General features: G+C 34.0%; 23 protein-coding genes. 13 read left to right on the plus strand and 10 right to left on the minus strand.

All coding sequences use genetic code 11. The features are described 5' to 3' along the window. The first annotated feature begins 359 nt into the window (after positions 1-359). From Q9Q97_RS16150 to Q9Q97_RS16160, 3 genes are all read left to right on the plus strand, one after another. Entirely contained in the window at positions 360-800 is a 441-nt protein-coding gene (locus Q9Q97_RS16150) for a sterol desaturase family protein (protein ID WP_306158930.1), read from the plus strand. A gap of 208 nt (positions 801-1,008) precedes the next feature. Next, the gene (locus Q9Q97_RS16155) at positions 1,009-1,482 is read left to right on the plus strand and encodes an SRPBCC family protein (RefSeq protein WP_306158932.1); all 474 of its coding nucleotides are present in this window, start codon (positions 1,009-1,011) and stop codon (positions 1,480-1,482) included. A 419-nt stretch (positions 1,483-1,901) separates the two neighbouring features. Further along, entirely contained in the window at positions 1,902-3,197 is a 1,296-nt protein-coding gene (locus Q9Q97_RS16160) for a deoxyribodipyrimidine photo-lyase (RefSeq protein WP_306158934.1), read from the plus strand. A 321-nt stretch (positions 3,198-3,518) separates the two neighbouring features. Here the strand turns inward: Q9Q97_RS16160 and Q9Q97_RS16165 are convergent, their stop codons facing one another. Continuing rightward, positions 3,519-3,884 (minus strand): hypothetical protein, encoded by a 366-nt coding sequence (locus Q9Q97_RS16165; protein ID WP_306158935.1) that lies wholly within the window; start codon positions 3,882-3,884, stop codon positions 3,519-3,521. A 407-nt stretch (positions 3,885-4,291) separates the two neighbouring features. Between Q9Q97_RS16165 and Q9Q97_RS16170 the strand changes: the two genes are divergently transcribed. Both Q9Q97_RS16170 and Q9Q97_RS16175 read left to right on the plus strand, forming a co-directional pair. Then, positions 4,292-4,507, plus strand: coding sequence for a hypothetical protein (locus Q9Q97_RS16170; RefSeq protein ID WP_306158937.1), 216 nt, complete (start codon positions 4,292-4,294; stop codon positions 4,505-4,507). A 361-nt stretch (positions 4,508-4,868) separates the two neighbouring features. Continuing rightward, on the plus strand, positions 4,869-6,890 hold the full coding sequence (locus Q9Q97_RS16175) for a hypothetical protein (protein WP_306158939.1): 2,022 nt from the start codon (positions 4,869-4,871) through the stop codon (positions 6,888-6,890). A 364-nt stretch (positions 6,891-7,254) separates the two neighbouring features. Here Q9Q97_RS16175 and Q9Q97_RS16180 read toward each other — a convergent pair whose 3' ends face one another. Together Q9Q97_RS16180 and Q9Q97_RS16185 are read right to left on the minus strand one after the other, a co-directional pair. Further along, the gene (locus Q9Q97_RS16180) at positions 7,255-8,559 is read right to left on the minus strand and encodes an AarF/ABC1/UbiB kinase family protein (RefSeq protein WP_306158941.1); all 1,305 of its coding nucleotides are present in this window, start codon (positions 8,557-8,559) and stop codon (positions 7,255-7,257) included. Further along, positions 8,559-9,218, minus strand: a complete 660-nt coding sequence (locus Q9Q97_RS16185) for a TetR family transcriptional regulator C-terminal domain-containing protein (protein ID WP_306158943.1) — start codon at positions 9,216-9,218, stop codon at positions 8,559-8,561. Before Q9Q97_RS16185 ends, Q9Q97_RS16180 begins: the two co-directional genes overlap by 1 nt. Before the next feature lie 98 nt (positions 9,219-9,316). Here Q9Q97_RS16185 and Q9Q97_RS16190 point away from each other — a divergent pair, with 98 nt between their 5' ends. Beyond that, a complete protein-coding gene (locus Q9Q97_RS16190) occupies positions 9,317-10,228 on the plus strand; it encodes a TIGR01777 family oxidoreductase (protein WP_306158945.1) in 912 nt (303 codons plus the stop codon). A gap of 148 nt (positions 10,229-10,376) precedes the next feature. Here the strand turns inward: Q9Q97_RS16190 and Q9Q97_RS16195 are convergent, their stop codons facing one another. The 4 genes from Q9Q97_RS16195 to rmuC all read right to left on the minus strand — a co-directional run bounded on the left by Q9Q97_RS16195 (position 10,377) and on the right by rmuC (position 14,325). After that, complete coding sequence (locus Q9Q97_RS16195) at positions 10,377-10,943, minus strand: YceI family protein (protein WP_306158947.1); 567 nt, start codon at positions 10,941-10,943, stop codon at positions 10,377-10,379. Between the two features lie 454 nt (positions 10,944-11,397). After that, on the minus strand, positions 11,398-11,793 hold the full coding sequence (locus Q9Q97_RS16200) for a VOC family protein (RefSeq protein ID WP_306158949.1): 396 nt from the start codon (positions 11,791-11,793) through the stop codon (positions 11,398-11,400). Positions 11,794-11,833: 40 nt separating this feature from the next. After that, positions 11,834-12,382 (minus strand): acyl-CoA thioesterase, encoded by a 549-nt coding sequence (locus Q9Q97_RS16205; RefSeq protein WP_306158951.1) that lies wholly within the window; start codon positions 12,380-12,382, stop codon positions 11,834-11,836. A 572-nt stretch (positions 12,383-12,954) separates the two neighbouring features. Then, on the minus strand, positions 12,955-14,325 hold the full coding sequence (rmuC, locus tag Q9Q97_RS16210) for a DNA recombination protein RmuC (protein ID WP_306158953.1): 1,371 nt from the start codon (positions 14,323-14,325) through the stop codon (positions 12,955-12,957). Positions 14,326-14,512: 187 nt separating this feature from the next. Between rmuC and Q9Q97_RS16215 the strand changes: the two genes are divergently transcribed. Genes Q9Q97_RS16215 through Q9Q97_RS16235 form a run of 5 tightly spaced genes read left to right on the plus strand, consistent with a single transcriptional unit; the run spans position 14,513 to position 18,657 of the window. Continuing rightward, entirely contained in the window at positions 14,513-15,388 is an 876-nt protein-coding gene (locus tag Q9Q97_RS16215) for a protease complex subunit PrcB family protein (RefSeq protein WP_306158955.1), read from the plus strand. Between the two features lie 7 nt (positions 15,389-15,395). Further along, the gene (locus Q9Q97_RS16220; RefSeq protein WP_306158957.1) at positions 15,396-15,797 is read left to right on the plus strand and encodes a hypothetical protein; all 402 of its coding nucleotides are present in this window, start codon (positions 15,396-15,398) and stop codon (positions 15,795-15,797) included. A gap of 51 nt (positions 15,798-15,848) precedes the next feature. Further along, on the plus strand, positions 15,849-16,400 hold the full coding sequence (locus Q9Q97_RS16225; RefSeq protein ID WP_095929537.1) for an RNA polymerase sigma factor: 552 nt from the start codon (positions 15,849-15,851) through the stop codon (positions 16,398-16,400). Then, complete coding sequence (locus tag Q9Q97_RS16230; protein ID WP_306158960.1) at positions 16,397-18,103, plus strand: hypothetical protein; 1,707 nt, start codon at positions 16,397-16,399, stop codon at positions 18,101-18,103. The genes Q9Q97_RS16225 and Q9Q97_RS16230 overlap by 4 nt, the downstream gene beginning before the upstream one ends. Positions 18,104-18,147: 44 nt before the next feature. After that, positions 18,148-18,657 (plus strand): MepB family protein, encoded by a 510-nt coding sequence (locus Q9Q97_RS16235; RefSeq protein ID WP_306158962.1) that lies wholly within the window; start codon positions 18,148-18,150, stop codon positions 18,655-18,657. A gap of 47 nt (positions 18,658-18,704) precedes the next feature. Here Q9Q97_RS16235 and Q9Q97_RS16240 read toward each other — a convergent pair whose 3' ends face one another. The 3 genes from Q9Q97_RS16240 to Q9Q97_RS16250 form a co-directional block, all read right to left on the minus strand. After that, positions 18,705-22,148, minus strand: coding sequence for a T9SS type A sorting domain-containing protein (locus tag Q9Q97_RS16240; protein WP_306158964.1), 3,444 nt, complete (start codon positions 22,146-22,148; stop codon positions 18,705-18,707). Positions 22,149-22,448: 300 nt separating this feature from the next. Continuing rightward, the gene (locus Q9Q97_RS16245; RefSeq protein WP_306158966.1) at positions 22,449-23,201 is read right to left on the minus strand and encodes an SDR family NAD(P)-dependent oxidoreductase; all 753 of its coding nucleotides are present in this window, start codon (positions 23,199-23,201) and stop codon (positions 22,449-22,451) included. A gap of 155 nt (positions 23,202-23,356) precedes the next feature. Then, positions 23,357-23,731: a hypothetical protein gene (locus Q9Q97_RS16250; RefSeq protein ID WP_306158968.1), complete on the minus strand. Its 375-nt coding sequence runs from the start codon at positions 23,729-23,731 to the stop codon at positions 23,357-23,359. Positions 23,732-24,136: 405 nt separating this feature from the next. Between Q9Q97_RS16250 and Q9Q97_RS16255 the strand changes: the two genes are divergently transcribed. Further along, on the plus strand, positions 24,137-24,709 hold the full coding sequence (locus tag Q9Q97_RS16255; RefSeq protein ID WP_306158970.1) for a pseudouridine synthase: 573 nt from the start codon (positions 24,137-24,139) through the stop codon (positions 24,707-24,709). Between the two features lie 82 nt (positions 24,710-24,791). Continuing rightward, positions 24,792-25,247 (plus strand): tRNA (cytidine(34)-2'-O)-methyltransferase, encoded by a 456-nt coding sequence (locus Q9Q97_RS16260; protein ID WP_306158972.1) that lies wholly within the window; start codon positions 24,792-24,794, stop codon positions 25,245-25,247. Positions 25,248-25,262 lie beyond the last annotated feature (15 nt).

Here is a 25,262-nt window from a genome sequence, read left to right on the forward strand (position 1 = left end):
TAGTGCGATTCCTCCTTCGTCGGAATGACAAAAAACACGAAAAGAGTCAATAAAATAAATTTATAAAAAAATTAAACGTAAAGCTTTGTCACCCTGAGCGGAGTCGAAGGGCACGCAAGAAGCTCCGCAATCTTTGTCGAATCACTAGTGCGATTCCTCCTTCGTCGGAATGACAAAAAACACGAAAAGAGTCAATAAAATAAATTTATAAAAAAATTAAACATACAGTTTTGTCACCCTGAGCGGAGTCGAAGGGCACGCAAGAAGCTCCGCAATCTTTGTCGAATCACTAGTGTGATTGCTCCTTCGTCGGATTGACAAAAAACATTGAACAAAATAATAACATCAACAATAAAAAAATGATTTCTTTTTTAATCTTTTTAGGCGTTTTTCTGTTTATGGAATGTGTTACTTGGCTAACACACAAATACGTAATGCACGGTTTTATGTGGTATTTTCACGCCGATCATCACCAGCCGAAATATGAAAACACCTTCGAGCGCAATGATATTTTCTTTGTCATTTTTGCCATTCCGAGTATTGTGCTGTTTTATTTTGGCGTTCAAGGCGGGTTCAATTATCTGTTTTTTGTCGCCTGCGGAATCACGCTTTATGGAGCCTGCTATTTCCTAATTCACGATGTCTTGATTCATCAGCGTTTTAAATGGTTTAAAAACACCAAAAACAAATACCTCATCGGACTCAGAAAAGCACACAAAATCCATCACAAACACCTTCAAAAAGAAAAAGGAGAATGTTTCGGAATGCTGTTCGTGCCTTTTAAATATTATAAAATGTAGCATTATTTGAGCGTAATTTTTAAACACATAGAACATAGAAATAAAGACAGCGAAAAAGGCGTTCACTTGCATATTCTATATTTAAAAACCATATAAGTCATATAAGTTCATTTAATTCAAAACTTGATTTTCTTATATGACTTATATGGTGAGAATAAATACACAGTTTGGGATTTGGAATTTAAAAAATTTGGAATTTATAAAGTTTATGAAATTATACAAAATAGTAACCGTACAGCATATAAACGCCAGCATAGAAGAATGTTGGGATTTTTTCTCAAGTCCAAAAAACCTTCAGACGATCACTTTGGATAACATGAATTTCCAAATTCAAGATTATGACGGCAAGCGAATGTATCAGGGACAGATCATTACCTACACTTTAAAACCGCTTTTCGGAATTAAAATGTCTTGGGTTACCGAAATCACGGCTTGTCAAGAAAACGAATATTTTGTCGACATTCAGCAATTCGGACCTTATAAACTCTGGCATCACAAACACTTTTTCGAACCAGTTCCAGATGGTGGAACAAAAATGACAGACATTGTGCATTACGCCCTTCCCTTCGGAATTTTAGGCAGAATCATGAATAAGCTAGTCGTACAAAACAAACTCAAAAGCATATTCGAATACAGACACAACAAAATCGAAGAATTATTTAATTCCAAAAAAGTTTATTAGCAAAATTTTATAGCCACGACCCGAGCGATAGCGAACAGGCGAAGCAATTCACGAATTTTTTTTTATATGCTGTGTGTTTATAAGCCACGAATTTCACGAATTACACTAATTTTTTCCAAACTGAGACAAAAAAAACGTGAATTCTTGGGAAATGAAAAAAATGCTGCTACTACCCGAGCGATAGGAACGGGCGAAGCAATTTCACTAATTATTTGTGCGCTAGATAATAAAAATTCGAGAAATTAGTGCAATTCGTGGCAAAAGAAAAAGAAAAAAATCCTTTCCAATCCTTTTAATCTGTGGCAAAAAATACACAAAGCATATCAAAAAAAATTCGTGAATTTGTGGCAACACACACAGCATATCAAAAAAATTAGTGTAATTCGTGAAATTCGTGGCAAAAGAAAAAAAACAAAACAATGACAAAACAAAAAGTTACCCTTTTCTGGTTTAGACGTGATTTGCGTCTAGAAGACAACACAGGATTATTTCACGCTTTACAATCCGATTTTCCTGTTGTTCCTTTATTCATTTTCGATGATGAAATTTTAGAACACCTTCCAAAAAATGACGCCAGAGTAACTTTTATTTACGATACACTCGAAAAAATAAACTCCGAATTACAAAAACTAGATTCTTCTATTTTAATCAAAAAAGGAAAAACAAAAGAAGTCTGGAAATCACTTATTGAAGAATTTGACATTCAATCGGTTTTCTTCAATAAAGATTATGAGCCGTTTGCCATCAAACGTGATACTGCTATCACAACTTTATTAAAAGAAAATAATATCGAATCTTTCTCGTATAAAGACCATGTAATTTTCGAAGAAAAAGAAATCACAAAAGCAGACGGACTTCCCTATACCGTTTACACACCTTATAAAAATAAATGGCTAGAAAAATACCATCTTTCTGGTTCTGCTCCAGAATATGATTCTGTTCCATTTCAATCGAACTTTTCAAAAAACAAATTCCAATTTCCAAAATTAGACGCAATTGGTTTCGAAAGAAGCACCATAAAAGTACAGCCTCATAATTTAACTCAAATTGCCAATTATAAAGAAACCAGAGATTTTCCTGCCTTAGACAGCACCTCTTATCTTTCTCCGCATTTGCGTTTTGGAACCGTTAGCATTCGAAAATTAGTAAATTGGGCCAACCGAAAAAATCAGACTTTTTTAAGCGAATTAATCTGGAGAGAATTCTTTATTCAGATTCTGTTTAGTTTCCCAAATTGCGTCAATCATAATTTCAAATCCAATTACGACGGAATTCAATGGCGCAATAACGAAGAAGATTTCAAACGCTGGTGTTCCGGAACAACTGGATACCCAATGGTTGATGCCGGAATGCGCCAGCTCAACGAAACGGGATATATGCACAATCGCGTGCGTATGGTCGTGGCTAGTTTTTTGTGCAAACATTTACTCATCAATTGGCAATGGGGCGAAGCTTATTTTGCCGAAAAATTGTTAGATTTCGAATTGGCATCCAACGTTGGCAACTGGCAATGGGCAGCGGGAACTGGCTGCGACGCCGCGCCGTATTTCAGAGTTTTCAATCCGGAAATTCAACAAAAGAAATTTGACGAAAAAGGCGAATACATCCGAAAATGGATTCCAGAGTTTGATTTGGGTTACAACGAACCAATGGTGGATCATGCTTTTGCCAGAGATCGCGCGATTGCAACTTATAAGAAGGGAATCTTGAAATAAATTCCAAATTTTTAAAATTCCAAATCCAAGTGGCTGGATTTCAGAAAATATTGAAATAAATTCCAAATTTTTTAAATTCCAAATTCCAAGTAAACCTGTCAGTTTTTTTAGCTCAACGTATGTCTTCCTGAGCGGAGTCGAAGGACCGCAAAGAGAGGACGCACAGTTCAGATAATGCGCGCGCTCCTTCTCCCGAAGACTCGGGACGCTCAGGAAGACATACGTGTATGAAAGTTTGGACTAAAGAAAAAATCAGTCTAAATCAGCGTTTTCGCGAAAGCGAATCTGTCTCATCCGCGTGCCAATAAACAGAAAATAAAACTAAACCTTTTCGCTTTCGCTATAGGCAATTTTATCTTCCATCAGCACAATAATCTTTTTTAAACTTTCTATGGTTTCTTTTCGGGATTCTGCGAGATCTTTATAGGCAAGGTCAGATTCTGGCATGTTTTGCAAAGAATCAATTTCAGCCCTTATCATGGGCTCAATACCTTTTATAAGCCATTCGCAGCTGTAGGCAGGAAAATTTTCTACAAGGTTTAAAAGCCATTTTGATTGTATGTCACTATTGTGCGCTATAGCCCGTGACAGCACACCCTTACTAGCTCCGATTGTCAGCTCGAGCTTAGTGATTGTAATACCTTCATTCTTCGCCAATAATTTAAGGCGCTCTAAAATAGGATTCATTATACAAAATTACCCTCCAATAAAATTATTTATATAAAAAGATACTTTTTTTTAGTTGCAAAATTTTAAACCAATGAATAAACACACAAAAGTACAATAAAAAGTTTTATGTCGGAATTTATTTACGCATAAGCTTTTATAAATATTTATTGAAAATGATTATTTAAAAATCCAAAACAGGATATAATTTACAACTATAGTAAAATTATTATAAACTGAATTATAATTCTATTAAAAATCTAATAAAAGCAAATCTGCTAAAACAGCCATTTTTACTTGGTAATTCCAATAATTTAGCCACGTTAAAATTATAATTAAACACCAAAAAGTAAGAAATTATCATCTAAAAAATTTGACAGATTAAAATTATCAACTAACTTTGTAACGATTTTTAAAACAATAAAGTGATGAATACTAATAAGAACAAAATTTACAAATCTTATGATTCAAATATTTTAGAAGCGTTGTTTTTAAAATATAAAGTTTCTAAGTACTATATCCGTCAATCTATTAGCGGAGCAGTTAGTGGTATTAAACCCGATAACATTAAAAGAGATTATGCTAAGATGGTTAAAGCCAACGAACAGACCATTGCTAACCTTTTAAGGAATGTATCAGAATAGCTTTTCTCAGAATTAACATATTTTTTCAAACAAAATAAACAGCAAGCATACAAAACAATATTTCCGTTTTCTATTTTCCATTTCAACAGACGCTGTTTTTAGTTTCTCTTCAATATCTAATAAAATTCAATCCTACACGCTATTTCCATAAGAGAGGTACGACATTTTTATATCCGATACAGAAATAAAAAAATTGCCATTTTGTATAATTATCAACATGAAGAAGATAATTATCTTATTTTAATAGTATAAAAACTTTTAAAGGTTATTCAACTTTCATTGCCGAAGTAATTTTGCGCTGTAATTAAACCTGATAAGCAACCGCTTATATTTTAATTTTAGTAACAAAATAACATTCATCATGAAAAAGAATTTTATCTTTATTTTATTAACAGGAATTTTATCCTTAAGCCAAGTAAATGCCCAAATGGCAATACCTGGAAAAAAAGCCCCAGATGACTCCTCTATATTAGATCTTAACTCCACAAACAGAGGACTATTAGTACCTAGGATAAGTATACCTAGTCTTACAGACAAAAGCATTATTAACGGAGGAAACCCTGTAAACAGTTTACTGGTTTATAATACCAATACCGCCCTTACAGGAGGAGCAGGATTTTACTTTTGGAACGGAACCACTTGGAATAAATTAATTACAGGTGCCGATGCAACTGGCGATAACCTGGGTAACCATACCGCAACTACAACTCTTAATCTAAACGGAAACAGAATTAATAATATTTACGATAGTTACTTTAAAGATCAGGTAACTGACAATAATAGCACGTATGGATTGTACAAAAACGCAGGTGTTTTTGGAATTTACTCTAGTAAAAATAGCGGAAACGATTTAACCATTAATGAAAATACCCGTAAGACTACGGTTAACAATTTAGCAATTTCTAAAGGCACAGACGGCACTGCTCCTGCTACTGGTTCTATCGCAACTGCTGCAGATGCTAACGGTAACATAATCTGGAAGTCTGCTGCCTCTATTGGAGCAGGTGATAATCTGGGTAACCATACCGCAACGCAGGATTTAAACATGTCTACTAAAGACATAAATAATGCGACAAATATCAATGCCAGCAAGAAGGTAAGCATTGCAAATGGACAGCTTTCTTTTGACCAAGTAGTAACTGGAGACAAAATATGGATTTATGGAAGTAAAGACATGACTAAAATTGCAACAGAGGGTGCATACAACTTGGTAAATCATTCTGGTGACGTTGCTTGGGCCAACTCAGGTCAGTTTACTTGGAAAACCATTGATGCTAATAAAGCATGGGTACAACGTATGGCTCTTGACAATAGCGGTACTCTTACTATTTCTAACAAACTAAATGCACAACAAGCACAAATAGCAAAAGGTACAGACGGCACTGCTCCTGTAGCTGGTTCTATTGCAACTTCTGCAGATGCTAACGGTAACATAATTTGGAAATCTGCAACTTCTATTGGAGCTGGTGATAATTTGGGTAATCATACCGCTACTACAACGCTTAATCTAAACAGAAATAGAATTGATAATATTTACGATGCTTACTTCAAAGACCGATCAACAAATAACGACAACACTTATATATTGTACAAAGAATCAGGCAATTTTGGTATTTACTCTAGCAAAAATAGCGCAAACGATTTGACAATTGAAGAAGCAACCCGCAAAACTACAGTTAATAATTTAGCAATCTCTAAAGGTACAGACGGCACCGCTCCTGCTGCTGGTTCTATTGCAACAGCTGCAGATGCTAATGGTAACATAATTTGGAAATCTGCTGCCTCTATTGGAGCTGGTGATAACCTAGGTAACCATACTGCAACGCAGGATTTAAATATGGCGACTAAAAACATTACAGCCGCTACAAATATAACCGCTACAGGAAAAACAACGACAAATACAGCGCAAATTAAATTGGGAACAAATAATAAAGCACCTCAAGCAGGAGATGTGGCAACATCTGCAGACGCTTCAGGTAATGTGATCTGGACAAAACTGGAAGATTTTGGCGCTATAGTATACACTAGTGCCACCGTGGCTCCTGGTGCTTCTTACACATTTAATCTTACTGCTGATCCAAAATTCTCAAATTTCACTATTAGCAGTGCAGATGGCTGTACTGTACCGATGATTATAAATCTTGCCACATATTATAATGGTATGGCCTACACAGGAGGTTCTGGAGCTGGAAATCCCTATACAGTAACTAATACTAACGGTTACGCCACAGGTTTAAAATTTACAGGTTCTGCTACGACTTGCCAAGATGGAGGTAATAGTACACAATTTGATGTCACAATATTAAAACAAACTGGTAAACTTATAATTACCAATAATGGAAACGTAAATAGAGTTTATGAGATGAGGCAAAAAATTAATTAATCAAATGATCTTTAAAAGTTATCTTTCCATTAGAGATTAAAATGAATCTTCAACTATAATTTGGATAAAAAAGGTTGCATTGTGTATCTTACATAATGTAGCCTTTTTACTTTTTTCAAATCAAATAATTATTTTATTCTCTAGCAGGCTTTGCTGATTTGGCAGATTTGTAATTTAGATTTTTATAATTGAAGAAAAAGGATCGCTCGCATTGTGCATATGTGCGATTCTTCTCCTGAAACTTAAAGATCGCTCAAAAAGACACACACAGTATATAATTTTAAGGCTAAACAAATAAAAAAAATCCAAATTCCAGTTCTAAGAAGATTGGAATTTGGATTTTTTTATTTTGGAATTTTAAACTTTAATATTTCAAATAATTATCTACTACAATTTTAGCTTTCAAATCGAACATTAAATTATACAAACCAAAGAAAGTACGATTCATGTAAATAAAGTGCTTAGAGCCACGATTTCCGTTCATTTTTTTAAGATTGGTATCTTCTGAGAAACGTTTTCCTAATTCGGCGATCGCGTTAAAGAATTTTTCATCGGCAAAATCGAAAGTTTCGTTTTGGAAAGGTTTTGTAAAAAGCGATAATAAATCATGAAACATTTCGGTGAAATATTCAATTTCTGCAGGTGTATCATCTTGACGCAGAATTTCTAATTCGAATAATTTTTCGTTGAAAAGTTTCTCGTCTGTAATTACATTTTTATTGATTAATTCGAAATACGGAACATAAAAATCTTCTGGAATCTGTTTCATACAGCCAAAATCCAAAGCTATCAATTGGTTTTGATTGTCGACCAAAAAATTTCCTGGATGCGGATCTGCATGTACTTTTCGTAAAACATGGATTTGATACATATAAAAATCCCAAAGCGCCTGCCCTATTTTATCGCCTACTTCCTGATCGGTATTTTGGGCGGTGAATTCAGAAAGGTGAATTCCCGTCATCCAATCCATGGTTATGATTTTCTCTGAAGAAAACTCTGGGTAGTAATTCGGAAATTTAATGTTTTCTATTTTACCGCAAGCATCAACCACTTCTTGACTTTGTTTCAATTCCAGCAAATAGTTTGTTTCCTCAATCAGTTTGTCTTCAACTTCTTTAAAATATTTATCAGAATCTTTTCCTTGAAGATTAAACATTCTAATCGCAATGGGTTTTACCAAAGCCAAATCTGAGGATATACTATTGGCAACTCCAGGATACTGAATTTTAACCGCCAGTTTTTTATCATTTTTCTTTGCCAAATGCACCTGACCAATACTAGCTGCATTTACAGAATTTGGGTTGAATTCGTCAAAAATTTCATAAGGTGTTTTTCCGAAATTGCTTTTAAAGGTTTTTAAAACCAATGGCGCAGAAAGCGGCGGAACAGAAAATTGTGACAAAGAAAATTTCTCTACATAAGCCTGAGGCAAAAAGTTCTTGTCCATGCTCAGCATTTGAGCCACTTTTAAGGCGCTTCCTTTAAGGCTTTTTAGTCCGTCGTAAATATCTTCGGCGTTGTTTTCATTCAATTTATCGCGAGTCAGGTCAGGATTTACTATTTTCTCGGCATAATGTTTTACATAGTTTACGCCAATTTTAGCTCCAGTCTGAACCAGTTTTCCCGCTCTTTCAATTTTTGAAGTCGGAATATAATCTATCGTTTTCATTATCTGCTGTGTACTTTTTCTTTGAACAAAAATTTTCCGAAATCAATCAGATGATTCATCGGTGCCACATTCATCAATTCAAATGAAGCATTAACCGATTTTTCAATAAAAATATCCGTTTTCTCAAAAGCAGGAGATTCGTCTTCCATCCAGAATTTGATCGTCAGCATTAATTGCAGCCAAGACGATTCTTCAATGGCTTTTTCCTGAAACTTCTGAAATCTTTCTTGTTCTAATCTATAATCGTCGGTTAAAATTTCAGAAACATATTCCTTAAAGCTATTGCGAAGCGTTGTTAGCTGCACTAAATTCTTAATCGGGTTTTTATCTATTTTAAGCGATTGCAAAACATAACTTCTGTTTGCTGTCAGGATTTCGAAGAAAGTAAAATAAAAGCTCAGCATTTTATTCTTCATGTCATATTGCTGGTATTCTTCATTCTTGTGAAGTAGATTCACCGTGTTTTCAAAAAACAGTCGGAATATTTCTTTTTCTAAACCTTCTAATGTTCCAAAAAATGCATAAAATTCGGCTTCTGTAAAATCATTTTCTTTAGCAAAATGATAAACCGATTTCGGTTTTTGTCCTTTTTCCAGAACTTCTTCCATATATTTTGAAACGATATCGTCTTTGGTAATTACCTTCTTTTTAGTCGCCATCTTATTAAAATTTAGAATTTGCCATAAAGGTAAACATTGTTTAAGTACCTTTACTCTTCCTTAAACATTATACACTGTTAAATATATTATAAACTATTATGGCTCAAAATGTTCTACTAACGGGCGGAAGCGGTTTTATCGGAAAACATTTGACAGATGTACTGATCGAAGCAGGTTTTACTGTATCGGTTTTGAGCCGTTCTGATAGAGAAAATACGCCAAGGGTTTCGTATTACAAATGGGATATAAAGAAAAATTATATTGACAAAAATGCGATTCTCAATGCCGATTATATTATTCATCTTGCAGGCGAAGGAATTGTCGAAAAAAGATGGACCAAAAGACGCAAAAAAGCCATTATAGAAAGCCGCGTACGTCCTGTAGAAATGATTTATTCGGTTTTGGAAATGAATAATAAAAAACTGGAAGCGTTTGTTTCTGCTTCTGGAATCGGAATTTATGGTGCCGTTACGAGTCATAAAATCTGTACCGAGAACACGCCACCAGCTGATGATTTCCTTGGCATAACTTGCCAAAAATGGGAAGAGGCCGCAGATAAAATTGGTTCGTTAAACATTAGAACGGTCAAAATTAGAACGGGTATTGTTTTAGGAAAAAACGAAGGTTTCTTAAAAAAAATGATTCCGACCTTTAAATCTGGTTTTGGTGCGGTTCTGGGTTCGGGCAAACAATACTTGCCTTGGATCCATATTGAAGATTTGTGCCAGATTTATTTAAAAAGCATTGTAGACACCAAACTAAAAGGCGCCTACAACGCTTGTGTAACAGACAATACGACCAATTCCCGATTTTCTAAAATTATGGCTAAACTGTACGATTATACGATATGGCTGCCTAAAGTTCCGCCGTTTGTATTAAAGATTTTACTTGGTGAAATGAGCATTGCAGTCTTAACGGGACAGCGTGTTTCGTCAGAGAAAATTCAGAAAACAGGTTTTGAATTTCAATCTACCGATTTAGAAAAAACTTTAATTAGCTGTATAAAATAGCTTCTTCATGAAACGCGGATGACACGGATTCGCTTTGCGAAAACGCGGATAAAAACGGATTTTTTTTAAATAAAATCAGTATAAATCTGCGTCTTTGCGATAGCAAATCCGTGTCATCTGCGTTCCATTTACGCAACCCGAAAAAAAATTATTTTAAAGTCAGCATGGTTTCATCGCTGCGTACTATTCCCGTCAGTTCTGTATTGGCCGTTTTAGCAATTTTTGACGCAATAGAATTCGGAATGCGAATATTAAAATCGGATACCGCAATAGGAAAATCGGAGATAACCTGAATGCCTTCTGGAACTCTTTTAATCAAAGCATTTACGATAATCTCTTTTGATTTGCCTCGTAAATTCAATTTTCCTTTTATCTGATATTGCTTTTCGGTTTCATTGATATCTTTCAAATCAAATTTTTCAATCTTTCCTTTAAATACGGCTTTAGGATAACGATTGCTTTCCATGTAATTGTCATTGAAATGCTCTTGCATAAGATTCAATTTAAAACGAAAATCTTTGATTACAACAGTACAGATAAAAGTACTAGTTTTAGGCTCTAAAAGTATGGCAACTTGTCTATTTACAGCGGTCACTTCTTCGTACAGCGGAACAGACGCTTCAAAGTTTATTGTCCCTGTACTCGTAAAAAATTTGTCTTGGGCAATGACAGTAAAGGCGGTAAAAAGTAAAAATAATAAAGTAGTTGTTTTCATAATCGTCTGCATTTAAACAATTATGTCATTCAATTTATTCTGACTAAGAAAAAAAAGGAAATCAGATTCTAAATTAATCTGAAAAATTGAACGGCAATACTCAGTGAAAAAATTCCGTAACCCAATAATTACACTTAAAGTTACGGAATTTTTGCACGCAAAGTTTTGGAACTTATGCTAAATATTTGTGAATGTTTTTCTCTTGTAAAATGAGAATTGGCAGATGTGAAATGTTTTTAAAATCTTCTTTTTACCATAGAGTAAATTCCATAGATAAAAAACAAAAACAATGACACAAGAATCATGAAATGTTTCCACGAAATGATAAAATAAGTATCGTGAATATTAACATCAAGTGTTTCATCTCCTTTATAAAAGCCAAAACTTAAAAGAAAGACTATTAGCGCTAAAAATAAAAGATACGGTTTTCTTTGTATGTAGTTCATTTCAAAAATTACCCTTTTACCTCTGTACAAATCTCAATCAAAAATCCGTTTAAATCTCTTGCGTAGGCCACAATTTGTCCCCACGGTTTTTCAACCGGTTCTGAAACCATAATGGCACCAAAAGAAGTGGCTTTCTGCAGAACTTCGGGTACATTTTCTGTTATAAAACCAATTTCGATAGCAAAAGGTTTATCTTCTAAACTGCTTTCGATAAAACCATCAGGCAGATTTTTTGCCGCTAGTTTTTTAGAAGCAAAAGAAAGTGTTGTTTCTCCCGTAATTAATTCGCCATAATCATTTTCTGGCGAGACAAATTTTCTCGAAAATCCAAATGCGTTTTCATAAAACGAAATAGATTCTTCGACATTTTCAACGTATAATATTGTATATCCAAACTTGACCATATTTTCTAGTATTTAATGTGTGAAATAAATATAAGAAAATTTAGCTGATTTCTAAAAGAACATTGTATTTTTCTAGGCTTGCCAAATCTTCTATCGAATTGATGTTGGCCAATTTTTCGTGTTCTTCGACTTCTTTTCTAACTTCGATATGTTTTATTGCTTTTCTAAAACGGCGTATTTCTTGCAAATTAGACAAAATCAATCCTGGAACTTGAACGCTTTTTCCTTCTTTGTCTTTAGCAACCATTGTAAAATAAGACGAATTACAATGTTTGATAACACCTGTCTGAATATTTTCTGCTTCAACGCGAATTCCGACTACCATAGAACTTCTTCCGACATAATTTACAGAAGCTTTCATGGTTACCAATTCTCCAACTTCAATGGGTTTTAGAAAGTTTACGGTATCTACAGAAGCAGTCACGCAGTAATTGCCGCTGAATTTTGATGCCGATGCAAATGCAATCTGATCTAATAATTGTAAAATATATCCTCCGTGAATTTTTCCGCTAAAGTTGGTATGCGAAGGAAGCATCAATTCTGATATGCTCACTTTTGATGAAGAAACGGGCTTAAAATCTGTACTCATGTTTTTGTTTTTGGTGTTTTTATTTTAAACCATATAAGTTATATAAGATATTTTTAAGTTTTGAACTGAATAAACTTATATGGTTTGTTTTTTTGTTTTTTGATTAGCTGTATATTTTTTTAAACACATAGGAACATAGATTTTGTTTTTCTTGAAAAGAGTAAAAGAAAGAAACTAGTTTCTAACACATAGAACTATGTGTTTATTCTCACCATATAAGTCATATAAGAAAAAGTAAGTTTTGGATTAAGTGAACTTATATGACTTATATGGTTTATTTTTTTAAACACAGCGCTATGTGTATTTATGCAAGTGAAACGCCTTTTCCTCCAATCTCAATTTCTATGTGTCTATGTGTTTAAATTATTTATTTTAATTTTTTTTCAGTTTGAGTGACATGAGATGCCCTTCTCCCGAATTCTCGGGACGCTCAGAGAGACAATCGCATTAATCACATTTTGTCAGGCTGAGCGGAGTCGAAGCCCTTTGTTGCATCGCCTTCTCATATGCCCTTCGTCGCTTAGTCAGACATCGCATTAAATAAACTTATATGACTTATATGGTTTATTTTTTTAATTCAGCAATTCATTTTCCTCTGAACTGGCTCTCGTGATAATCGCATCAGGAAGTGATTTCTTGGCTTTTGCTCCCATTTTTTTCAGTCTTTCTACGCTTGAAATCAGGTTTCCTTTTCCTTCTACCAATTTGTTCATCGCACTTTCGTATTCTGTTTTGGTGTCTTTTATTTTATTTCCAATTCGAACTAAATCAGATACAAAACCTTCAAATTTATCGTATAACGCGCCTGCCTGTCTTGCAATCTCTAAGGCATTTTCTTGCTGTTTCTGATTGGTCCACATGCTGTCTATTGTTCGTAAAGTTGCTAAAAGCGTGCTTGGGGTTACAATCACAATATTTCGGTCAAAGGCTTTGGTGTACAAAGACGGATCTTCGTTTAAAGCAATCGCAAAGGCAGGTTCCATCGGAATAAAAAGCAGTACAAAATCTGGACTTTCCATTTGATATAAATCATGATAATTTTTACTGCCCAATTGGTCCACATGTCTTTTGATGGAAATGACATGTTCTTTAAGGAATTCTATTTTTAAAAGTTCCGACTCTTCATTGACCCATTTTTCATACGCTGCTAGCGAAACTTTAGAATCGACAATCATTTTCTTGCCGTCTGGAAGATTTATAATAACGTCTGGAAAAACGCGGTTTCCTTCTGCGTTGGTAAAACTCTGCTGTACTTCGTATTCTCTTCCTTTTTCTAATCCTGATTTTTCTAAAACACGTTCCAAAACCAATTCGCCCCAATTTCCCTGCATTTTGCTGTCACCTTTTAAGGCTTTGGTCAGGTTTAAGGTTTCTTTGCTCATTTGCGCGTTCATTTCGCTCAAACCAATAATTTGCTGACGAAGCGCCGCATGATAATCAATACTTTCTTTGTGGGTCTGTTCTACTTTTTGTTCAAACACCAAAATTTTATCCTGCAGAGGCGTCAGGATATTTTTCATATTAACGGTATTTTGTTCGGTAAACTTAGCCGATTTTTCTTCTAAGATTTTATTGGCGAGATTTTCAAACTCTTTGGTAAATTTTTCTTGAAGTTCGCTGATTTCGTTTTTCTGTTCTTTATGGCGTTCCCATAAATTTTCAAAATCAACTTCTTTTTTAGAAAGCTGAATCGCCAGACTGTCTTTTTCTGTTCGAATGTTTTCTTTCTCAGCATTGTTTAGCTGCAATTGTTTTTGCAAATTATTTTTTTCGTTTTCAAACTGCTCTTTCTGCATCTTCAATTGACCGTTTAACGCATTCAATCGTTCTTCTGAAATGACTTTTTCAGACTGAAATTTGGATCCAGAAAGCATTCTGCCTACGTAGATGCCTATAAAAAGCGCTACAACAAAACCTAATAAAAACGGTATATAATCAGACATAACTAAGTTTATTTTACGTAAAAGTACGCAATAATACGTAGTACTTAGTTTTAAAAACAGAAATTTCACTAATTCATTTTTAATCCAAACTAAACCAACATTTTAATTTTTTTTAAAAAAAATTGCACCTCAACGCAACCATTCTTTTAAACGGCTATCTACAAGATATAAACCTATTTAAATAATTATGAAAAAATTAATGCTTGGCTTGTTTGTAGCCTTCGGATTCAGCGCCTGTTCTCTTAATGATGGAAATAACTATGTAGACTGTGGTGCCAATACTGTTGTAAATTTTACTGGTTTTCCTTTCGCATGTAACTATAGTGTAAAAAATATGCCAAATAATCCTGCTGTAGCAGTTATTGCTTCTCAGGAAAAAATGGATGAGTTCTTTTCAAAACATGCTAACAGCTGTCCTGTTGCAAGTGATCCTAACATTGATTTTACCAAACAATATTTAGTTGGAATTTTTGCTGGCGCTAAACCTACAAGCGGTTATGATATCGTAATTAGTTCGATTGTTGAAAATAATTGCGAAATTGTAGTGAACTACCACGAAAAAGCTCCTGCTACAGGCGAAGTGGTTACACCTTCTCCTACCTATCCTTATGATTTTGTTTTGATTCCGAAAACATCAAAAGGAATGATTTTTAATAAAACAACAGAAACTTCAGACAACATTGTTATCGGAAGCTTTAACAGCAATTGTACTGGTGGCGACTGCCAAAAATTCTTCCAGATTAACGATTACAATACTTTAAAATTCTTAAATGTTGCAGCTGGACAGTATGATTTTAATCAGTACAAATACACTCCAACAATTAAAAAAGGTGAATATACTTTATTCCTAAAAAGCGTTCCTGCTGAAATTTTAGCTTTAAAAGGCCAAACTAAAACTTACGGTTCTCCAGATGCTGCAGATCAAGGCGGAATTTATTTTGAGCTACGCCAAGGAGCAAGCGTAACAAAAGTTTTTATCGATAATAATGATACGCAAGATCAAAGTGCGGATATCAAACTTTTCAAAAAAGCAATTCAAGAAAAAATTACAAGTTTAAAATAATACCATCATGAAGAAACTTTTATTGTCTTTTACTGTCTGTTTTCTTTTAACATCGATGATGCCTGTAGACGCTTCTAAAGAGGCTGCAGCAGGATCTATAGTAAACACTTGGATTTGGGAAAAATCTATAGGAGGTTCTACTAATCCTTATGTGGCAACGCCAAAAACAATTGGATTTACCAAGAAAATTGTCTTTACAGAAAATGGAAGGGTTATTACGTATAAAAACAATGTAGAAATAAGAAATAGCGCTTATCAAATTGAAAAAGGAAAGGGATATTTTGACCAGTCAGAACATGACCTAATTACGTTTGAAGGCAAAACTTACGTGATAGAAAACCTTGACAATCAAAACCTAACAATTGTAAGCAACAATCAGGAAGGTAGTCGAACTATTTTTAAAAGATAGTTTTGTAAGCTATTTAAAACTATTTTTGCAAAATCAAATTTGAACCATTTCTTGAAAGACGAGTTAGAAAAATACATCAAACTGTGCATGAAAAATGACAGGGAGGGACAGCTGAAAATTTATCAGCTGTTCTCTCCTGTTTTGTATGGTATCTGTTTGAAGTATATGAAGAATGAAGATGACGCGAAGGACGTTTTTCAGGAAGCTTTTGTAATTGCGTTTCAGAAAATAAGCCAGTATAAGTTTGAAGGAAGTTTTGAAGGCTGGCTGAAACGGATTTTTATAAACAAACTCATCGAAACTTTAAATAAAAAGAAAAAAGAGAGTTTCTTTTTAGATGTTTTTGATCCCGACACCGATTTTGTCGAAGAAGAGGAACTCGAAGCGATACCAATAGAACAGGAAAAACTGCTAGAGTACATTCGGGATTTACCAGATCAATATCGGACGGTTTTTAACTTGTATGTATTTGAAAAAATGAAACATCGGGAAATCGCCGAACTATTAAAAATCTCCGAAGGAACATCAAAATCAAATTTAAATCGCGCCAAACATATATTACAAAAGCGAATTTTGAGCATAAAAAATTTTAAAACAGCATGAAGAAGCATAAAATAGAAGATATTTTTTCATCAATGGAAGACTTTTCCACTGTTCCGCCACCGGAATTATGGAGTCAGATTGAAGAAAAACTAGACAAACCTAAAAAGAAGAAGAGAGTTGTTCTTTGGTGGTCGGCTGCTGCATGCTTATTATTAGGGTTGCTTCTGCCTACAATTTTACATTTTACTGCTTCGCCTGAGAATATCAATCTTAACAACGGCGTTTTACAGAATAGTACAAATAGTGTTGTTCTTGACAAAAAGACAAATGATGCTAACGACAAAAATCTAGATCAAAATAGAAATAGCAGCAAAACAGCTGATTCTTTAAACGAAAATTCTGCTATAAAAAATCAATTCAATACAGGATCAGGAATCCAAGTTGAAGAAACTTCTGTAGCGCATTCCAATTCTACAAACAAAAACAATAAAAAAGATTCTAAATACAGTACGCCAAGTACTGCTAATGTTCCGAACGAATCTATTGCATTTGAGAACTCTGTCTCATCAGAAGAAAAAGCTGCTGTGAAATCTTCTAAAAAATCTGTTTTAGAAAACAGTGCTAAATCTTCTAACAGATCTTCTTATAAAGGAGTTTCTGAAGAAAGAGTGGCATTTGGCAAAACAAACCAATTTAATTCGAAAACAGAAAAACAGCTTTCGAACTCTATTTTTGAAGAAAAATTGAATGCTAAAAACAATTCAAATATTGCTTTTAATACTTCAGTTTCAGATGTAAACGCCAATATTTCGAAACAAAATACAGCGAAAACGAAAGCAGTCTACGAAAATACTTCTGCAGAGTTAGCATTTAAAGGCGATTCTAAAGATAATTTGAAAAACAATTTAAAGAATAACTTGAACGACGGCTTCAAAGATAATTCGAAGTTTAATAGTAATGCCTTAACAAAAGTTGATTCGGCACAATTGGCAGAACTTCAGAATTTAGAAAAAGGAATTTCAACTCCAGAAGTGGAGAAAGACAAGAAAGAGAAAAAGGATAAAAAAATTGATCCAAAAGAAAGATGGAATCTTGCTGTTTTTGCCGGTGTCGCTAGTTCTGAAAACACCAAAAACGAGAAAACTTTAGGAAACGTAAACGATTCTAAACAGTCTAGTACGTACGGTGTTAAAACAAAATACAACATCAATAAAAAATGGGCTGTAAGCTCTGGGCTGAAATTTAATGAGTTAGGACAAAGCGTTGCCAATGTTTCGTATGTAAATGCTAAAAACAATGCTCTTTTTGTTCCTGGTGCTTCTTCATTAGTGAGTGATGCGGCTCCGGTAGGAAATAGTTCAGAATACCTTTTTGTATCTAACAGCACAAAAGAAGCTTTGAAAAGTGATAATGTACAGAGTGGAAGTTTGGATCAAAGTTTAAGATATATAGAAATGCCGCTGGAGGTTTCTTACTCTATTTTCAATAAAAATAAAGCTAGCATTAATTTGAATACGGGAGGTTTTGTAGGTAAATTGATTTCTAATAATGTTGCCCTAGACGGACATTCGATTGGAGAAAACATCGATGCGAATGATTACGTTTATGGTTCGACTTTGAGCAGTACGGTTCAATATCGTGTGTACAAAAAAACCAATGTTTTTGTTGAGCCTGCGGTAAATTATTATATCAATCCGTTAAACAGCCAGTCTTTCAACCAGTTTCAATGGGGGTTAAATTTTGGTTTGAATTTTTCTTTCTAAATGAATTTGCAGTACTTTTCAGAAAAAATTCAGAATTCCTTTCTATGAGTATTACTACTGCTTCAGCTGATTTAGTATTAAGTAAAGAAATCATTTTTGACAAAGCCGAATTGCAGTTGGCTTCTTTACAAAAAGAAACCGAAAGTGAAGAATATAGCGCTTTTCGTTTTGTGCTAAACAGCAAAAATATTTGTTATCGTGAAGCGAAAATTACGCCAACCAAAACAGGACAGTTTGTGACGTTATGGAAACGAAATAAAACTGGAATTATTGAACCTTTTGATTATTCTGACAACATTGATTTTGTGATTGTTAATGTTCGAAAAGACGAAAATTGGGGACAATTTGTTTTTCCGAAGAAAATACTATTAGAAAAAGGCATTTTTTCTACTCCAAATAAAGAAGGAATTCGAGCTACAAGAGTTTATCCGCCTTGGAATGAAACTACAAGTAAACAGGCGCAGAAAACTCAGAAATGGCAGTTAGAGTATTTCTTTCTCTTTACCGATCAAAGCAATATTGATTTTAAAGAATTCAAAAAAATATTTGCATAAAAAAAGGCAGTCGTAAAATGACTGCCTTTTGTGCTTTATAAAAACTCTTATTTTTTAATGACTTTATCTTTAAAAATCACTTTATTGTTTTCCGTCACAGTATAGAAATAAACTCCAGAAACTAGATTATTAACCGCAACAACGGCAGTACTTACTTCAGATTCGTTTTTAACGCTAATTGGGTTTCCAATGGCGCGTCCGTTAAAATCGTATAATCTAATTTTTAAATCTCTTCCTTCTGTTGTTTTGATATCAAAATTCAAAACATCTGTAGCAGGATTTGGATAGGCTTTTACGAAATATTTGTTTTTTCCAAAATCAGGTGTAGAAAGCACATCTTGCTTTAAGTCAAAACGAGCAATTACGGGTCCGTGATCTGATGTTGTTGTCGTGTAATTTGCAATGTCATTTCTTGGATCATAAACAGTTGTTGACTCGTTTATATATTGATCAAATAATTCATTAGAAATCATAATATGATCTAAGAATCCACCCGAAGTCAAAAAGCTAAAAGCACCTGCTTGGCTTATCTCTAATGTAAGCGCTTTATAATTACTCGTGTCTGTAACAAAGTTCTCATAAGTTGACGGATTGTTAGTCCCAAAAACAGATTTTTTCACATCATCATTATAATCCCCTAAAATAATTAAATTATCATTTGGGTAATGCGCATCTAAACTGTCTTTAAAAATCTGAGTATCATATTTACGTCTCGTATATGTCGTCATATCAGTTCCGCTATTTGCACGAGCATGAACATCTATAAACTTAATTTCATTTTTAACTCCGTTAAGATTTGTTTCTAAAGTTACGATATAAGGCAAACGTCCTGAAGAGAAGAATCCTGAACTTGGATGCACTGGCGGATTACTTGCAGGTAAAGGATAATTAGCTAAAGTTTTAGTTCCTGCGACTAATTCATCATAAAACTCCTTGAACATTACTCGAGTTTTTTTCAATGTAGCAGTTTGAGTATTATAAATAACTACTAGCTTTTGAGGCGGAAAATTTGGGTCTGAAGTTGGATCCCATGAATATGACCAAATTGGCGAAATAGTTTTATCGAACGTCTTCCCATTTATATTCAATTTCTGAATTAAATCATCTATTGCTGTATCACTAGAAACTTCCTGAACAACATATACGTCAGCATCTAGTTTATTCATTACTTTTGCAACGTTTTCAATTTGCAACGCATTATCTGATGGTCCATTACTAGGATTATCAGAACCAAAAAACTCTAAATTATAAGTAACAACATCAAAAGTTTCTGATTTTGGCAAAGAAGAACCTGTAAGAAATCCAACTTGTTTGCTTAATGATGTTCCCGTTACTGTTAAAGAACCAGATATCTTAAATTGTTTTACAATTGGCGCAAACTTAGCATAAAGTGTTTTACCTGCTGAAGCATCTGTAGAAGTTATTACGATACTTGATGTAAACGAAATATTATCTGCTGAAATTTTGTATGATGCTGGAGCTGTAATTGTAATGTCTCCGTAACCTTCTGCTTTAAAATTAAAAGACTGAGCATCTGACAGTGTATTTTCATTAATTACACCAAAATCTAAAAAAGGATTTAAATCTACATAACCTGTCTCGTCTTTTACAACAAAATCATCAAACGACCATTCAGAGGCAAAGTTTGTACCTCCTTTTGTTGTCTCATAAACCCAAGCCAAATAAGTATGATCTGTTTTATAGTCTGTCAATTTTATATATTGTGATTGTACATAACTTCCTGTAGTTGTTGGGAATTTACCATCAATTTCTGTCCATATAGCAGTATTTGGATCGCTAACTCCATCATAGTTAGTAGAAACCATTAGTTTAAGAGATGGTCCTGCATAGAATTTGCGAGAATAAAAAGATAATAATGGAAATTCTCCAAAATTATTTAAACGTAATTTAGGCGAAATCAACCAATCTTTACTAGCGCCAGCATCTGAATATCCATTAACTAAAACTGCTCCAGCTCCAGAATTCACATTTCTCACGACATTAGTATAAGCCCATTTATTTAAAGGACCTGCTTCATCGTATTGTTTCCAACCACTGTTAGTTAAAACATTAGGATCATTAAAATCTTGCTCGTAAGCATTAATTCCATATCCAGTCAAAGTAACTGTTTTTGTTACTGCCCCGTTTGTTTCATGTGTTATTTGTCCGCTAAAAGCAGAAACTGCATCTGGTGTAAATTTTACATATACTGTTGGAGTTGCATTTGAAGCAAATTCTGAAGGAACAAATGTTATTGAAGATGCAAATGCAATATTATCTTTAGAAATAGTAAAATTTGCAGAAGAAGTTAAAACCATATTATCAGTAAGGTTTGAAGCCTGAACTTGATAACTTAAAGTATTTGAAGCATAATTAAATTCTGCAATTCCTAAATCTAAAGAAGCAATTGTTGTAGATATTTCTGGACTTGCAACACTTAAAGTTGTTGCGTCAACTTTACTTACAACTGTTTGCGTATTATCATAAAGATCTTCTGATATAGAAAAAACAGAATACGTTGTATTTAGATCTAAAGCAGTAAAACTTTTTGAGTATTCTAATGCTGGATCTGTGATATTGAAAAAACCAGATTGTAAAGCAGCATTTCCTGTTGCATCCTGCCCTGCTTTTATTTGTGCAATTGTTGGTTCAGCACTTCCGACAGGTACTAACACATAATATGTTTTTCCTCCTTCATTTATTTTATTAACAAAATCAAAACCAGCAGACAAGATATTAGCCACTTTAGGATAACCTGCATCAGAAATTGGAGCAACATTATCACTTCTAACATCAATATCAGCAATCGCAAAAGCTGGACGAGCGCCTGATCCAGAAACTTGTCTTGTTATCCAACGAATTTGAACAATAGGTTTATCATCACATTCTGTCGGCAATGTTAAAGAAAAATGCTTCGTTTGCATCGGAACTCCAGCGGTTTCACTTGTACGTGTAGTTGTGTTATTTTGAAATAACGTTTCATTCAAGGTTATAAAATTCCCTGTCTCACCAACTCGATATTGCAAAGCCATCTCATTAATACGGTTAGTAGTAGTTCCTGCAACATATGGATTACGAACTACCATTACATCATATTGTACTCGCACTTTTGTATTTTCACTTGTATTTATAGCAAGAGCTATTGTTTGATCAAGGAAGCTTCCAGCATTTAAAAAACCGATTTTTTGATTATAATTATAAATATTTCCTCCATTAGAACTAGCTGAACCACCTGCTGTTAATGGTTTATCAGATGTTACGGTAGTGGTAAAATTTGAAGGCGTTGTTAAGCTTGAACTTGAAGGTGTACTAGCATTCCAACCTTGAATACCATCAGGATAAGTAGTAGGATTATCTACTAATCCTTCAAATTTTTGTTTATAAGGTAAAGACTGAGCCGCTGGCATTGTCTGAGCAAAAAGATTCCCAGAAATGCAACTAAAAAAACATAAAAGAGCCAAAAGATGGCGCGAAAGGTAAAGTTTTTTCATACGTTAAAAAATAGAGTTTTTAGAAGTCAAATTTAGAGTCTTTAAAGTTAAGCCAATATTACAAAACCATAAATTTAACGTTTACTTATTTATCAATATAATTCAATAAAGCCTAACACATTATTAAAGATAATAAAATAAAATCAACAAAAAACAGCTATTACAAAACATTATTCAAAACCAAAAAACACTAGCAAACACTGTACTTCCTACAAATACAGCAGGATTTTAAACTAAAAAAAGCAGTAAACTTTCGCTTACTGCTTTTCCAATTGTTTATGTTATTTACTCTAATAAATACTAAACTGCTGTATAACCTCCATCGGCTATAATATAACTTCCTGTCGTGAAAGAAGATTTTTCAGAACTTAAAAATGTCACCAATTCGGCAATTTCTTCTGCAGTTCCTAAACGGTTCATTGCAGATTTTGCTGCCACGGCCTGCATCATTTCTTTATTTAAATTATCTTTTAAAAGCGCTGTCTCGATATAACCTGGCCCAACAGCATTGCATCGAATATTTTTCTGCGCATATTCTACCGCTATATTTTTCGTTAAACCAACAACTGCATGTTTAGAAGCTGTATACGCTGGACTAAGCGGAGCCGCGACTTGTCCGTGAATCGAAGCGATATTTACGATGCTTCCTCCTCCGTTTTTCTCCATTTGCTCTAATTGGTAACGACAGGCATAAAAAACACCGTTTAAGTTTAGCGCAATAACTTTGTCCCAAGCTTCAGGCTCATATTCTCCTGTTGGTTTAGCCGGCCCTCCCATTCCTGCATTGTTGCAGGCAATATCCAAACGACCGTATTTTGAAACCGTAACCTCAACCATATGTTTATTGTCGCTAGCACTCGACGAATCTCCTTTTACAAAAAAAGCTTCTCCGCCCTTTTCTTTTATTTTATTTACGGTTTCTTCACCGTGCTCTACATTTATATCAGATACTACAACTTTTGCTCCTTCTCGAGCGTACGCTTCTGCAACTGCGCGACCGATTCCTGAACCTCCGCCAGATACAAAAGCTACTTTATTTTCTAAAAGTGCCATTTTATTATATATTTTAAATTGATTCCTCTAATTTACGAAGAACTCAAAGTATACCGAAGCTTTAAAAAGAGTTTACAATAACATTAACGCTTACCGCTAATGTTATGTTATTTGATACTAAATTGACTCGATTTTGCTGAAAATTTCGTATTGTCTTATTCGTCTTCATCCAATTTCATATTCCCGCGATCCTTATGATTATCGGGATGTGAGTTTGGATATCGGTTTGCAGTTATATCTGAATTTCGATCTTTATTCTCTACGGTTTTCTCAGCCTCTTCATCTGTTTTTACTCCACGATTCGAATTTGGATTATCAGAATTAGTCTGATGCACGGCTTTATGAATATCTTCATTTTCATTTCTAGCTCTTTCAACAATCTTTTTATCGCCGTCTCTATCTGTTATCAATTCTCTGTTCAATTTTGCATCTTTTAATTCATCATCGTGCGAAACGTTTTTTCCTTTAGATTCGTCAATATTTTTCTGCGTTCCGTTTATCTTTTTGGTTCCTAAATTATTCGTTTCCATAACAATTTCATTTTAAATTTAATTTATAATATTACGAATTCTTACTCTGAAAAAATTATGACTTCAGAGTACTTTTCTTTTATAATTGCCATCTGCTTTTTATTTTACTATCTTTATTTACAACATTTTACAATTAAACTAAATCCTGACTTATGAATTTCTTTACGATCAAAACCAGCTGGTCTAACGCCGAATTTATCTTAATCAAACTTTGTATGGGTTCTGCATATCTTTTTATCGGAAGTTATTTCCATAACTTTTTTCAAGATTACTATAACATATTATTCATTGTATTTGGCTTCACTGTAATTTGGTTTGTCTACCAATGGCTGAAAAAAATGAAATCACAAACACCGCAATAGGATTTAATTTTAATAAAGGAACTATCTTTGCAAAAAATTAAAAATGCACCGACACTTCATTCTTTTTAAACCTTACGGCTATTTAAGTCAATTTATTTATGAATTAAAAAGAAAGAAGAAGCTTTTGGGCGAACTGCATGATTTTCCTGAAGGAACTATGGCAATTGGAAGATTGGATGAAGATTCTGAAGGTTTGCTTTTGCTGACTACTGATGGCAATATGAGCGAATTGGTTCGCAGCAAAAAAGTAGACAAAGAATATTATGTTCAAGTTGATGGAATAATTACTCCCGAAGCCATAGAAAAATTGCAAAATGGTGTTGAAATCGGCCTTGACGGCGGAAAATACAAAACCAAACGCTGTAAAGCTTCTATGGTAACCGAGATTCCTGATTTTGGTCCTAGAGCAAAAAAAATCAGAGACGAACGCCACGGCCCGACTTCTTGGGCTTCTATTACAGTTCGTGAAGGTAAATTTCGCCAGGTTCGAAAAATGACCGCTGCAGTTGGTTTTCCGACTCTTCGTCTTGTCCGCGTTCGAATAGGAAACGTATATTTGCAAAACCTAAAAGCAGGTGAAGTGCGTGAAGTTTCCGATTTTGAATTAGATAATTAATTAGATAATGTGTCAATTTGATAATTAGATAATTTCAATTCATAACTCATAATTCATAACTCATAATTCATAACTCAAAAAGATGTTAAACGTAGTTCTTGTAGAACCAGAAATACCAAATAATACCGGAAATATCGGAAGATTGTGCGTTGGTACAGAAAGCCGACTTCATTTAATCCATCCGTTCGGATTTGTAATTAACGACAAAAACCTGAAACGTTCGGGATTGGATTATTGGGTTCATCTTGATGTTACCGAATATCAAAATGTGGAAGAATGGATCGCGCAGATTCCAGATCATTCGCGCGTATTTTTAATGAGTTCACATTCTGAAAAGTCCTATTTAGAAAATGAATTTCAAGATGGCGACTGGCTGGTTTTTGGAAAAGAAAGTGTGGGGTTGAGCAAGGAGTTTATGGAGAAATTCGAAAATCATTTAACAATCCCGATGTCTCCGCTTATTCGCAGTTTTAATATTGCTAATTCTGTTGCGTTTGTAATTGGAGAAGCAAAGAGACAAATTGGATTGAAAAAATAACTGTTTCGAAAACCT

This window comes from Flavobacterium sp. DG2-3 (assembly GCF_030730925.1).
In the GTDB taxonomy this organism is placed as follows: Bacteria; Bacteroidota; Bacteroidia; order Flavobacteriales; family Flavobacteriaceae; genus Flavobacterium.